15 protein-coding genes and 2 tRNA genes are annotated in these 12,543 nt (G+C 46.6%); 4 read left to right on the forward strand and 13 right to left on the reverse strand.

Annotated features, from left to right (window positions below; translation table 11 throughout):
* Nucleotides 1-444: 444 nt before the first annotated feature.
* The 3 genes from QUA42_RS26895 (at nt 445) to QUA42_RS26905 (ending at nt 1,247) form a co-directional block, all read left to right on the forward strand.
* Nucleotides 445-828 carry a hypothetical protein gene (locus QUA42_RS26895; protein WP_333141646.1) on the forward strand — a complete coding sequence of 128 codons (384 nt, stop codon included), beginning with the start codon at nt 445-447 and terminating at the stop codon, nt 826-828.
* A 9-nt stretch (nt 829-837) separates the two neighbouring features.
* On the forward strand, nt 838-972 hold the full coding sequence (locus tag QUA42_RS26900; RefSeq protein WP_333141648.1) for a hypothetical protein: 135 nt from the start codon (nt 838-840) through the stop codon (nt 970-972).
* A gap of 86 nt (nt 973-1,058) precedes the next feature.
* Nucleotides 1,059-1,247, forward strand: coding sequence for a DUF2949 domain-containing protein (locus QUA42_RS26905; RefSeq protein WP_333040356.1), 189 nt, complete (start codon nt 1,059-1,061; stop codon nt 1,245-1,247).
* Nucleotides 1,248-1,711: 464 nt separating this feature from the next.
* Here QUA42_RS26905 and QUA42_RS26910 read toward each other — a convergent pair.
* The 13 genes from QUA42_RS26910 to QUA42_RS26970 form a co-directional block, all read right to left on the reverse strand.
* Nucleotides 1,712-1,788: transfer RNA gene (locus tag QUA42_RS26910), tRNA-Met, on the reverse strand.
* A gap of 74 nt (nt 1,789-1,862) precedes the next feature.
* A tRNA-Met gene (locus QUA42_RS26915) sits at nt 1,863-1,939 on the reverse strand.
* Between the two features lie 118 nt (nt 1,940-2,057).
* Complete coding sequence (locus tag QUA42_RS26920; protein ID WP_006634727.1) at nt 2,058-3,011, reverse strand: asparaginase; 954 nt, start codon at nt 3,009-3,011, stop codon at nt 2,058-2,060.
* Nucleotides 3,012-3,191: 180 nt separating this feature from the next.
* Nucleotides 3,192-3,701, reverse strand: a complete 510-nt coding sequence (locus QUA42_RS26925) for a CGLD27 family protein (protein WP_333065555.1) — start codon at nt 3,699-3,701, stop codon at nt 3,192-3,194.
* 2 nt (nt 3,702-3,703) lie between these two features.
* The gene (rsfS, locus tag QUA42_RS26930) at nt 3,704-4,123 is read right to left on the reverse strand and encodes a ribosome silencing factor (protein ID WP_333141651.1); all 420 of its coding nucleotides are present in this window, start codon (nt 4,121-4,123) and stop codon (nt 3,704-3,706) included.
* Between the two features lie 138 nt (nt 4,124-4,261).
* Nucleotides 4,262-4,897 carry a bis(5'-nucleosyl)-tetraphosphatase (symmetrical) YqeK gene (gene yqeK / locus QUA42_RS26935; protein ID WP_333141653.1) on the reverse strand — a complete coding sequence of 212 codons (636 nt, stop codon included), beginning with the start codon at nt 4,895-4,897 and terminating at the stop codon, nt 4,262-4,264.
* A 32-nt stretch (nt 4,898-4,929) separates the two neighbouring features.
* Nucleotides 4,930-5,157, reverse strand: a complete 228-nt coding sequence (locus tag QUA42_RS26940; RefSeq protein ID WP_333141655.1) for a hypothetical protein — start codon at nt 5,155-5,157, stop codon at nt 4,930-4,932.
* 339 nt (nt 5,158-5,496) lie between these two features.
* Nucleotides 5,497-6,765 (reverse strand): WcaI family glycosyltransferase, encoded by a 1,269-nt coding sequence (locus tag QUA42_RS26945; protein WP_333141657.1) that lies wholly within the window; start codon nt 6,763-6,765, stop codon nt 5,497-5,499.
* A 161-nt stretch (nt 6,766-6,926) separates the two neighbouring features.
* Nucleotides 6,927-7,364 carry an ATP-binding protein gene (locus tag QUA42_RS26950; RefSeq protein WP_333141659.1) on the reverse strand — a complete coding sequence of 146 codons (438 nt, stop codon included), beginning with the start codon at nt 7,362-7,364 and terminating at the stop codon, nt 6,927-6,929.
* 547 nt (nt 7,365-7,911) lie between these two features.
* The gene (locus QUA42_RS26955) at nt 7,912-8,913 is read right to left on the reverse strand and encodes a sugar transferase (protein WP_333141661.1); all 1,002 of its coding nucleotides are present in this window, start codon (nt 8,911-8,913) and stop codon (nt 7,912-7,914) included.
* A 371-nt stretch (nt 8,914-9,284) separates the two neighbouring features.
* Nucleotides 9,285-9,953, reverse strand: coding sequence for a DUF3318 domain-containing protein (locus QUA42_RS26960; RefSeq protein ID WP_333141663.1), 669 nt, complete (start codon nt 9,951-9,953; stop codon nt 9,285-9,287).
* Between the two features lie 173 nt (nt 9,954-10,126).
* Complete coding sequence (locus QUA42_RS26965; RefSeq protein WP_333141665.1) at nt 10,127-10,249, reverse strand: hypothetical protein; 123 nt, start codon at nt 10,247-10,249, stop codon at nt 10,127-10,129.
* 447 nt (nt 10,250-10,696) lie between these two features.
* A complete protein-coding gene (locus QUA42_RS26970) occupies nt 10,697-11,752 on the reverse strand; it encodes a hypothetical protein (protein WP_333141666.1) in 1,056 nt (351 codons plus the stop codon).
* 309 nt (nt 11,753-12,061) lie between these two features.
* Between QUA42_RS26970 and QUA42_RS26975 the strand changes: the two genes are divergently transcribed.
* On the forward strand, nt 12,062-12,493 hold the full coding sequence (locus tag QUA42_RS26975) for a DUF3800 domain-containing protein (RefSeq protein ID WP_333141668.1): 432 nt from the start codon (nt 12,062-12,064) through the stop codon (nt 12,491-12,493).
* The last annotated feature ends 50 nt before the right edge of the window (nt 12,494-12,543 follow it).

The following is a 12,543-nucleotide window of genomic DNA, read 5'->3' on the forward strand; positions in this document are numbered from 1 at the left end:
TTTTAGGTCAGGGAGTTTTTTCATTCCTTTATCTAATGTTTATCTCGTTCTCTTGTCAAGGGGGTTGAGCAATTACCTTTTTTTTAACCGATTTCTGAAACCGGGTTTTTTTAGCGTTTTGGCGGGCTGTAACTAACTATTGTCGTGAAAAAACCAATTGGTGAATAGCCACCCGTGCATCCACCAATAACTATTTTTCCACTCCTGACCCGCCCTAATCAAACAAATCGAGTTTTTGGTTGACTCATTCCTGAAATGACGTATTCTGGGGTTTCAACCGAGTTGCTGGGTCAGTTCTATTTTTCCGATAGCGCGATCGAAAATTATAAGTTTTCACAGCAACTGCAATTGATATCTCCACAAGCAGCTACTTTTGATAGAGTGCAACTTAATTCCGGCTCGGTACAATAAGCGCATAGTAGGATGCAACTAGCGGAGGCATGGATGATGAACGCAGTTATTGCTACTCTTGGCACTGCTCTCGGACTGAGCTCAATTTTTATCGGTTTGACCCCGGCGGTTCTCGCCCAACAAAGACTGCAACCAGCGCCCCAATATTCGGAAACGACTTTATCTGGGGACTCGTTGAGGACTGTGGAGGACAGAACCTTAGACTCGGACTACCAAAACTTGATTGGTGAACCAGAAACGGCAGCTAATTCTGCTAGAAGGGAAAGCAGCTTGGGCGACACATTTCGCCTCAAAATCGATGGCCCCTTGGAATTTATTACTACTCCTTCGGACGCCCAGCGTCAAGGAAATCCTTTACCTCCAAAACAAACCGACAGCGGTACAGAAGCGGGAGTTCAGCTTCAGCTAGGACTTTAGCAATTTTAAATGAATTCATTTAAAGCAAGCGATCGCGGAACCCAATTTTTGACTCTCGGAGTTATTGTGACTGCGATCGCTTTTTTATCTGAGTTTTATCACAAGTTTTGTGCGGTTTCCATCACACAAGGTTCTCTATTGTGAACCTACAATTAGACCAATTAAACTTCCGATACAGACCGATTAGATACATATCTTTACAATAGCGCATAAAACTGGCGGTGAAGGTGATGGGAAAGGCTCAACTTATCGATTATTTGCGGGGGGAGTTGGCGATATCGAATTCAGCGATCGCCGTTGCTCTCCGACACGGTGAACAAGATGCCAGCGAACTGCCGATGGTTCTGTGGCAGTACGGGTTAGTAACACTGGAACAGTTAAACCTAATTTTTGATTGGTTGCAAGCTCAGCCGACTTAGCAATTTAAAATCCTGAGTTAAAAAATATGGATATCGGATTGCAATTTTTTGACAAATTAAGCTTGCACAAACGGTCGTTGAAAAGTATAGGGTTGAGTGTTTAGGTTGAGGGTGGACCTTATTTTGTCCCAATTAGAAAAATACAAATATACACTAGGGACACAGCACTGCTGTGTCCTCATTTTTTTTGCCGCCTAAAATAAACTGCTTTCATATCAAATCTGGCAGCATCGGAATTAATATTACCCACAGCTTTCGAGACGGCAGTGCCGTGTCCTCTATATCATGTCGCTCGTGCAACCGGAAACGCTATCCATCTGTCGAAGATGCGATCCGCCGACGACATCCAACAGACGGTATAAAACAAACCCCCTGTCGAAGATGCGATCGCCGACGGCCTCCAACAGACGGCATAAAACAAACCCCAGCAACTTTTAGGTTGCCGGGGCGTGTCTTATTTAATTTGGTGGCGGGAAGTGGATTTGAACCACTGACCTTCGGGTTATGAGCCCGACGAGCTACCAGGCTGCTCTATCCCGCGTCGCTTTGTCTCTCTCTAGTAGTTTCCAAAAACAAAACCCTGAAACCTTAAAGATTACAGGGTTCGCTTGAATTTGGTGGCGGGAAGTGGATTTGAACCACTGACCTTCGGGTTATGAGCCCGACGAGCTACCAGGCTGCTCTATCCCGCGTTGCTTTGTCTCTCTTTCTAATATAAACATATCTTTCCGAAAATAGCAACCCCACAATCAAAAAAACTTTTTAGATTGTGGGAGGGGTTGCTGAAATCTGCTCAGAGTCTCGATCGTCCTAAAGCATCGAAACTTCCCCGATTACCTCCAAGCGCTTGAAGTCACTGAGAGTGAGGTAAGTTTCCGAAAGAGTTTCCGCGATCGTCGGAGTAATCCACCCCAACTGCTTGAGCAAGTGAATCGCCACAGCAAATTGAGCGCGCTTTCCCCCATCCGTCACCTTAATTGCCAAGCCCATGCCTTCGCCAACGCGGCCAATGCACTGCACCCCTTCGGCACCGGATTTGCTCACCAATTCCCCTTGAGTCAAGCGCATCAGTTCCGTGTCAAATTTGCCCTCACCGGCAACCATCATCGGGTGATGAGTCATAGCGCGGACAATCCGTTCCATATCCACATTGTTACCGGAGGCTAACTGAGCGTACAAAGACGCCATTTGCCCCAACTGCAACAGATAGGTAGGAGCGCCGCAGTCGTCGCGAGCGCTGATAAACTCTTCGGCAGGCATGGCCAGCAAGTCAGCCACTTTGCCCAAAATAAGCTGCTGGACAGGATGTTTGCGGCGTAAATAAGTGTCCAGAGGCCAGTGCAGTTGCTGGCAGACAGCCAGCATTCCGGCGTGTTTGCCGGAACAGTTGTATTGCAGGGCGCTCTTTTTGCCTTCGGGAATGGGGCATTGAAGTTTAGAGGGGTCAATGTCGCAGCGCCACAGTACGTTAAATACCTGGCGCGATTGTTCGATCGTACCTTGATGGGAACTGCAAATAATCGCTAAATCTCGATCGGTCAATTCGTAGCGTTCTAAAGTGCCAGTCGCCGTCACCGCCAAAGCTTGAAAAGGCTTGAGTGAAGAACGGACAAATGAGGCCGTTTCCGAGTTACCAGCAACAGACAGAACGCGCCCGCGGTTGTCGCAGACAGCGGCCTGGGCGCGGTGCCTCGATTCCACAATACCTTCGCGCAGCAATGTGACTTCCAGTTCGGGAGCTTGGGTTCGTTTTCCCCTTGTCATATCAATTTTAGATTTTAGATTTTAGATTTTAGATTGGGGTTCAGGAAGTTATGAGTTGCGAGCTGCCAGTTAAGAGTTATAAAGTTAATCTTTCTGCCATCGTTTCTCACTCATGCACTCGGTGCGTGTTGTTGGCTGTGCGCGGCAATCTCAAAACTCAAAACTCCCTTGCATTCCCGATTACAAACAACTCCAAGTTAGTCCCCCGGCAACCAGCAATACTGTCAAACCATAAAATGTCTGCCGCAGACGCCTGAGAATTGGTTCTAGTTGGTAGTTGACAATCAACTGATCTTGAAGCAAAACTTCGGGAGTTTTAGGCCAAGATTGACAATCGTACCAGCCAGACTCTTCGTAGACGACCGTGGGATTTGAAAGGCGCGATCGCACGTAGAACCAACCCAAGTAGAGCCGCAGCAAAGCTAATCCTAGAATAAAACCGGCACCTGCGGCACTGCTGAGGACAAACTGAGCTGGATACTTGACAGGAGCAAAGCTAGAAGCAGCTATCGGCCCCGATACCAAGCAACTCCAAGCCCACACCCAAGCTAGTTTTGCCAGGTATCCGGGCCAATTGAGTGTTACCCAGCTAAAAAACCAGGATTCTTTAAGTTCTTGGTATTCATTGATCGGTCGCTGTTCTTGCGGAACGGGACAAATAGAAGCAGAAACGTTTTTCACATTAGCCATCCTCACGGCGCGGGGGAAAAGTCAATGCGTTCGGCGTGTCCCCAGAACGCTTCTAAATTGTAGAACTCCCGCTCTTGAGGCTTCAAAATGTGAATGATCGCGTCGCCGTAGTCCATGACTACCCAACTAGCGTCTGATAGTCCTTGTGTACGCAGTGGCAAGCGTTGCCACTCTTCTTCCACTTGGTCTGCTATTGCTTGGGATATGGCTCGTACCTGCACGTTGGAAAATCCGGTGATGATCGCAAAGTAGTCTGCCAAATAGCATACTTCTGACACGCGGAGCAATACAATATCTACTGCTTTGCGGTCATCGGCTGCTTGGGCAGCGGTCATGATCAGGCCGCGAGCTTCGTCTGGGGAGGTGCCGTCGGTTGCTGTAGACTGAGCCCTGGAGTATTCGAGTTGAGTTAGATCTGACATTCAGTGTTTAATTTCCTAATTGATACGGTAAGAGGGAATCGGTGCGCTACGAGCGATCGGTTGTTGGCAGTTTGAGACGGGAAATAGGAGTTAGGTTGAAGCCAAAAGTAAGGACAGGATTGCTGATAAATTTTACTTTTAACTTGTGATTTGTTCGATCGACTTCTTCGTCGAATTTCCTGTTTCCGGCGATTCGCGGGCCATTTGCAGCGCCCAATTCCGCGTAAGTACGGTGCGGGGGTGGATGTAGCAGCGAGTTTCTAGCAAATATTTAAGAGAATAATCGCTAGTTTGCCACACGGCTGCATAAAGATTTTGCAAGCTTGCGTCGCGCAGTGCTTCTAGTTGGGCTGTGTTGCCGCGGCTCGGCTCTATGGTATCTGCTATGAATACAGTACAACTGAGCTGGCTCATGTTTGGTCTGCCAAGGGTGTGATTGGCGATTGCGTCCAAAATTTCTCGATCGACCACCCCGAATTCGTCTCTGGCGACGATCGCGCTTGCGTCTGCGTGCAGCAAATGCGGGTGTGCTTCCAACACTGAGTCTAACTCTAAACCTTCCTTCTGGGCCATTTGCAGCAGCAGTTGAGGTTTGAAGTATTTTGCCAAATCGTGCAACAAACCGGCCGATCGAGCTTTTGCTTCGTCGAGGCCGTAATGGCGAGCCAAGTCACCTGCTACCTGTTCGACTCCGAGGATGTGTTTGATGCGGGCAGCAGGAACGCGGTCACAGAGCCAAGCTAGGACGTTTTCGCGCGCGGGTGCAAGTGTCAAATATTAACTCCAAAATTGTATGAGCTACTATTTTAGCGTTTTGTTTCGATCGGCTGCGGTGTCGGGCACCCAGGGGTGTGGTGATATCTGGGAGGGGGAGGGGTGAAGGGGGCGAAGGGGGCGATCGGCTGTTTGGTAGATACGTTATCTTTTCTGGTAACTCCTGGAATATTCAAAACAGTTCCTACCTGAACAATTAGTCTAATAAACTTGCTATTTTTGGTAATTATCTCATTTTTTCTATTTTTAGTCAGTGCCATCAAAGGTTATTTTGTCGTTGAGCCGCTGCTATTTTATCTGGGATTTTTTATAATTATTTTGTTAATTCAACAGAAAACTTTTTTTCTAAAAAATTTAATCAAAATGGTTATAACGGGAAGTCAAAAGTCTTTTTCAGTAATCTGTATTTTACTTTTAATCGCGGTAGTCAGGGCTTTCTGCATGGCTGCGAGGACAGTTCCGGTTCTTGTATATTGTGGAATTCAATCGCTCAACCATCAGTCTTTCATTTTTTTTGTATTTATGTTAACGAACGTTGTTTCTGTACTGCTAGGAAAATCTTTTGGCACTCTAAGTAGGCACGGTTTCAAGCGCTTATCTTATTTTGGCAGGGGCGCAAATATTTTCTCAGAATGACTCGCTGCCACCGCCGCAAATAAAGCTTCATAATGATTCAAAGCTTCCTCAAATCCGTAATTCTCTACAGCATAATTTCTGCCTTGCTCGCCCAACGCATTCACCTTAGCAGGATGCAAGTACAAATCCTCAACAGCCTCAGCCAAAGCCTGCGGATCTTCCGGCGCTACCACCACCCCGCCACCGCTTTGCTGCACTGCTTTCTGGGCCGTACCAGTTTCGGGAACCGAAGCCAAAATTGCCCGACCGCTGGCGAGAATTACTTGAATTTTTGAAGGCATATTGAAGTTAGTAACGCGGCGCTTTTGTACTACTAAACTAACATCCGCAGCAGCTAACAATTCCGGCAATTTTTCTCGCGGTTCAAATGGCAGCAACATTACATTATTAGCTTTGTAAGTTTCGCAATCTTGTTGCAAGCGCGCCAGTGCTGTTGATTCCCCCACAATTACAAAAGCGATTTCGGTTAGGTGTTTCAAACGAGCCGCTGCTTGGACAACTGTTTGCAAGCCTTGAGTGAGGGCAATATTGCCTGCATAGAGAACGACAAATTTGCCCTTGAGTTTGTGAGTTTCTCGAAATGAGTTACTTTCCTTGGGTAAGGGCCGAATGAAATTGACATCAACCCAATTGGGAACGCAAACTATTTTTTCGGGGGGTACTCCCTGAGAATGCAATTTTTTGACAAAACCGCTGTCGATGACGCTGACTTGGCTGGCTGTGCTGTAGGCCAATTTTTCCAAAGCGTCAGCAATGCGAACTAGCAGTCCGTTTTTTTTGACCAAGCCGACGCGCACGGCTGCTTCTGAGACGATATCCTGAACGTTGAGGACGATCGGGCAAGCGCGAATCCAGCCGTAAAAGGCGACTGGGACGCAAATCGGTAAAGGGGGCATGGTCGAGAAAATCACGTCGGGACGCCAGCCTCTGAAGGCTTGGACGGCGCTGGAGACGACAAAACTGCCGTCTAGCACAAGTCGGTCTAGGAGGCTGGGGTGAGGGCCGTTGACGCGCAGATAGCTGCGCTGAATTGTGACGCCGTTGTGTTGTTCGGTGAGGTAAAATTTGCCCTCATATTGCGGATAAATCCGGCGCTGGGGATAGTTCGGCATTCCTGTGACGACTCGGACTTGGTGGCCCCGCTTGACTAGGCCTTGCGCTAGTTCTGTCATCAGGGGGGCAATGCCGATCGGCTCTGGATAATAGTTATAGGAATAAATTAGAATACGCATAATATTTATTTTGAAGCAAATTGTCCTCCAGCCGCGTGCATCGAGCCTGCACCCGCAGAATTGCAGAGGATGTGGTTGGGTGCCGGGTAGGACAATAGGGGGCGAGGGGATCTTCCACTCTTGGCGAAAGAAGCCGCCCTTACCGGGCGGGTATCGCCCCCTCAGCTAATGTTTTTTCGCATTACCAGGCAGTTGCGGCGATCGTCGGTACGGATATAGCGAAGATCGTCTGTAAGCTTGTACATGAACACCAGTCCCCTTTCTCCCTCTCTGTCCAAAGGATCGCGCTGCTCTTGCATGATCGAGTGCAGCTTTGCTTCTAAGTTGAAGGGTTGACCCCTGTCCCAAATCCTAATTTCTAAGTAATCGGCAAACACTTTTACCTCAATGTCTATGGGCGTCGTGGGGGGCAAGTTCTGGTGAGCGTGGCGGACAGCGTTTGTAAAGCCTTCGTTGATTATCAGCCGGCACTGCCACCAGAAATCCGCTGGCAGCAGGGGCAAAACGATATTCTCCAACCATTCCAAAACGGATGTTAAAGCATTCAGGTCTGTTTCAACCTGAAGGTGCGGCTCGGCCTTTGGTTGCTTGTCTTTCATCTTTCTTCCCCCTGGTCGGCCCCCACCACCGCTGTACTCAGCGCCGGAGGGAGAGAAAAAGGAGGGCAAGGTCTTGGCAACATATTAGTTAAGTCAAGCTTGAGTTGAAGAAGCCCGTTTTGCCTCAAGGTGAGCATTCCTTTCGCACCATTTACTCGCACAGCAAATGAGAGACTTCCGATACTGTAACCCGCCTCGGTAGGGCGTTTAAATAGGGATAATTCCCGAGTCAGCTTGTGAGGAAGTGATTTAAGCTTCGACCGTGTTAGCAGTCGCTACTTTTCTAAACACAGGTGAGTTATGCTCGTCCTCGAAAATCATGCTGGGCTCATTCGAGTATGACCTCGAACTCGCCAATTGCTAATTATTAATGCTCTGATTGCAGAGCTGGCAACTAGCTGTGCATTTTCTGGGCGTGTGAATTTTAACACTTAATGCTAACGTAGCTATCGCTAGCGATCGTCTGCTTGACTAAGTATTGAGTTCGAGTTCCCGCCCCCCGTCGGCAACAGCACCTCAAAGTTCTGCGGTGGGTTGTTGAGGGTTCCTACACAGCGCCACTATTTTTGTTAAACAGGACTGTTACAGTTTTGACAATTAGTTTGAGGTCATACACCAGGCTCCAGTTTTGTTGGTATTTTAAATCTAAACGGATGACATCTTCAAAATCGCGGACTTGAGAGCGACCGTTGACTTGCCATTCCCCTGTCATCCCGGGTTTGACATCCAAACGCTGCCACTGAGGGACTTCGTAGCGCTCAACTTCGTCTGGGGTAGGCGGTCTAGTGCCGACTAGACTCATTTCGCCCTTGAGCACGTTCCAAAACTGGGGCAGTTCGTCGAGGCTGGTTTTGCGTAAGATGCGCCCGACTTTGGTAATCCGCGGGTCGTTGTCATTTTTGAAAAATGCGCCAGAAGCCTGGTTTTTGATTTGGGCTTTCATGGATTCGGCGTTGGTACACATCGATCGAAATTTCCAAATCCGAAATTGTCTACCCATCCAGCCACAGCGGGTTTGACCAAAAAATATCGGACCTGGATCGTTGATAGTGATAGCTGCAGCTATGGGTACGAGCAAAATTCCTGTAATCATCAAACCGACTATTGCCCCAACAATGTCTATCAGCCGCTTCACCCACGATTGCACTGAGGGGTGGGTCATGGGTAGCTGATTGTCCGAGGGGTTGGTCTCTGTGGGAGTTGAGGTTGCAGAGGGCTGCTCGATCGTCAGCACTTGATCTAGGCTGGTGAGAGCAAATACTGCCATCACCTGCGGCTTGAGGCTTCGGAGCACCAAGTCGCTACCACGCTGTTTGGCAAATTTCAGATTGCTGACTAAAGCACCGATCCCGCTACTGTCGATGAATGTCGTCTGACTGAAGTCTAGGACAATCTTGCTGGGAACGGTGGTGCTTTCCGAAAAAAGTTGCTGGCAGGTTGTCTTGAAGTTTACAGCTTCAAGTACGCTCAAGCGCACGGGTATGTGAACTGAGGGAATCTCGTCCAAGTACGTAACCCGAAAATCTGCCTCTGGGGTGTGACTGACCATGAAGTCCTAGTTTCAAATTTCAAGCTGATGTCTTTAGCCTATTCTGTCCTAGCAACTCCTCCTTAGGCTAGCTTTATAAAAACTTTATAAAGCTAGCCTGCAAACTCGCCCGCCGAGAGTGATATCAAAGGCAAAAATAGACTTGAGTCTACCAGTGCCAGTTTTGGCCCAAAGATTTTTGAACGCAGTCGCTGCCAAACTTTGACATCGGAATCAAGATTTTTGTGGATTCAGGCCGATTAATCTGGTCGTTAATAATTTTCGTGCCTTTCTTGCACCGGGCCACCGCAGTTAACAGTTAACAGCTAACACAGAAGTCAACAGTTAACCGTTAACTGGAAAACCCCCGTAACAAGCGTCGGGGGATGAGGTTAAGAATTGTAGACGTTTTCTGACTGGGAGGTTTCGCGGGTGATGGGTTTGACTTTGGCTTTGGCTTTGGCTGCGTTGCGTTTGAGGGCCTGGAGACGAGCTTCGTATTTAGCCCGCTGCTGTTTTTTGGAGGTTTGCTCGATTAAGGTTTTTAAGGCGCTGCCGAGGCTTTTGTAGGCGTTTGGGAGAGTGTAGCCGAAGCGGGTGGCTAGGGCTAGGGCTTTTTCGTCGGCGTCTACTGCTTCTTTTAAACTTTTCTCTCCGTTGTTTTTTTGGAAAAGTCTCCAGCCGGAGACGCCACACAGGGATAGGGCTAGTAACAGCAGCAAGCCGTCTTGCACCCAAAGTTCGCCGACGGCGCCACCTAAACCAATGGCGAGGGCTGCCATTTCCCAACCGTCTCTGGGGATGGTGTCGTTTTGGATTCTGGCGACTTCGTGCCAAAATAGGAGGTTCCGCTGATCCATTGCTAGCTGTTCCCAGCGGATCAGGTCTATTTGGATTTCTACCTGGTCTTTGCCTATTTCTTCGCTCCGGATCAGGGTAGGATTAACTTCTATTGTTTTTTCTACTGTTACCCAACTTTGGAGTTCTGGGGGCAGTATGTTTTTCAAGCGCCGGATCTCACTCATCTCGGCTCTTGCTGTAGAGGTTGCATAGGATGTCATAGCTCCGGCCTATTAATTTTCCAAAGGTTAATATGTGTCTATTTTTGGAGTATAGCAAACCTTGAATGCAAATATAGTCTAGCAACGGGGGTCGCTCGACCAATACTTGCAATTTTAGTTGATTTTAGTCTGTGGGGGCGATCGCAACTGCCGACTCGATCCTTGACTTTCGACTATTTCATCAACGGTTCGATTTCTTGCCACAATTTCGACCAAGCCAACAAAACTTCCGGCTTAGAAGTTATGCCTTTTTGAACTAAAACAACTCCGTCCAATACTTCAGCAATTCTGTACAAACCTCGTCGTAGATCTTCCTCTGTAAAACGCACTCCCGCGCGAACTCAACCTCGGTCAACGGGAACTTTTAATTTTTTTTGCTGCAACTGCCACAAGTCCAGAAACTCATAATTAATCGACAGCTAATTTTTTAAAAGTGGCGCCAACTAAATCCGTGTAATATGAGTCTAACAGCTTGTTTTCTTTTCAGTTACGGAAAATATTTATTATGGTAAATACAGGAAAATCTTCTTTTTGTCCCCCTATCCTCTCTTCTTTTGCCTCGTTTAACATTAATTTTTTTCTACATGAGCGCGATCGCCCACAGTCGGGTGTTCGATCGCGCACAGTAGCGAGTCGGAGCGCCCGCTGCTGGCACTAACTAATGGTCTACCCCTTTCCTTCTTGCAGCGGATATTACCCCTTTTCGGGGATTTACACACATTATTCAGACGCGATTTAAATAATTAAAGTGACTTGAGAAGACCGCTTTCCAACTGATAAATTGCTGCCATAATCCCGCTTTCAGGATTTGTGAGCAAGGACTTTTTGACATCTTTCAAGTATTCTACAATGTGTGCCCGCAAAATCGGTCTTTCTACTTTGACTGTGTGATTGTAATCCCACAAATCCCAAATGATAATTCCGATGCCAACAATCGGGTCGATTAAACTTACTCCCAACTGACTAGCAACTGTACCGCCTGTTTTTGTGGCTACCTTGGCGGCGGCTTTGCTGGCAACTTTTGCCGTAACCTTACTACCAACTTTAGCTGCGACTCCCAAAATTAAGGGTTTAGCAACCAAGTAACCGCTACCGCCAACTAATACTTTTAATGATAAATTCGAGACATTTCCTTTGTCGCTAATAGTGGTGGCAATATCGTTCAGGTATTTGTCCCACTGTACTTGCGGTATGTTATAATTGTTTTGAACTACTTTCACATTCTTGCTAACTTCTGATATATACAAGTTAGCAGTATCTTGAGTGATTAATTGAAATCGCAGTTGAGCGTTTTTGGGTACCAGCACTCGGTTAGCAAATTCTCTTTGAAAGTCTTCGGTTAATTTTTCGGAAACAGATTGAGAAGCTGCTGTCATATCAAATCTGTTAAGTACGGCCGATTTCACGAAATTAAAAGGTACGGTAAACTCCATCTTTTTTTGATTGAAGTAATCGAAGTACCAATCCAGGAAGCTATTGTCTACTCGTGCAATTACTTCGGTTTCCCATTTGTCCAATTCTTTTGATGCGAAAGTTTCGGCTGTTGTATGGGATTGTTGGATAGCGTTTTTAATGTCTTGGTTGACTTTGCTAAAATCGTGCGGCGGGGAGACGACAACTGCTGTGGTTCCGGTATTGGTTAGGGACTGGGAAATTAGAAAGTTACCTAATAGGGGAATGATGACTACTAAAATTACGATCGTCCAAATCATCGGTGTCACAGTTTTGATAAACTGACCGATAACTCTGAGGCGTTCTGTTTTCTCTGAATAGGTAATTTTTTCCTTGTCCTGATTCATGGCGGTTGCTCAATTGATGAGAGTGGGGCTAGTTTAGATTATAGGCGGCGTTTCGTGCGATCGTGTTACGGGCGTGTGGCCTGAGATTCTGGAAAAGTTGGGGAAAAGTGCGAGCGCTCACACAGTCTTATTATAGCAAGCTGTTTTTCTGAGCTTACTCAAATACCAAGTTCTGTATTATTGTTAATTCTCATTTGTGAAAAGGGGCTGTTAAGTTTCATTTCTGAAGTGGTATGCTTCTGTAATTTCAGGTTATCTTACCAAAATAACTGGTAATACACAATCCTTACAATTAAATAAAGAATCCCTATGAAAGAAACCCTTCAAGAAATTTACTGCGATGAATCAGGTTTCACTGGTAACGATCTTCTTGACAAAAAAGACACTGTTTTTGCTTATGCAAGTGTAGCACTTAAGCATGAAGAAGCTACAGAATATGTAAATAATATAATTCAAAAATATAAGCTACAAGGTGGCGAATTAAAAGGTCGAAACCTTCTTAAATATCCCAAGGGTCAAAAGGTAATAGCTGAGATATTGATAAATTTTAAGGATCGCATAAAAGTAGCTGTTTATCATAAAAAATTCAACTTAGCTTGCAAATTGTATGAATATATATTTGAGCCAGTTTTATCCGAAAAAAACTCTCTATTTTACCATATAAAATTTCACCGATTTATCAGCAACATTTTATATGTAGAGTTTGTATCTCAGAGCTGGGGGGGTGACAAAAAGGTCTAGGAGATAGACCGAATAAGGGTTGCAGCCCCCATACCTTGTTGATAAAAGCG

This window comes from Microcoleus sp. Pol11C2, assembly GCF_036701505.1.
In the GTDB taxonomy this organism is placed as follows: domain Bacteria; phylum Cyanobacteriota; class Cyanobacteriia; order Cyanobacteriales; family Microcoleaceae; genus Microcoleus.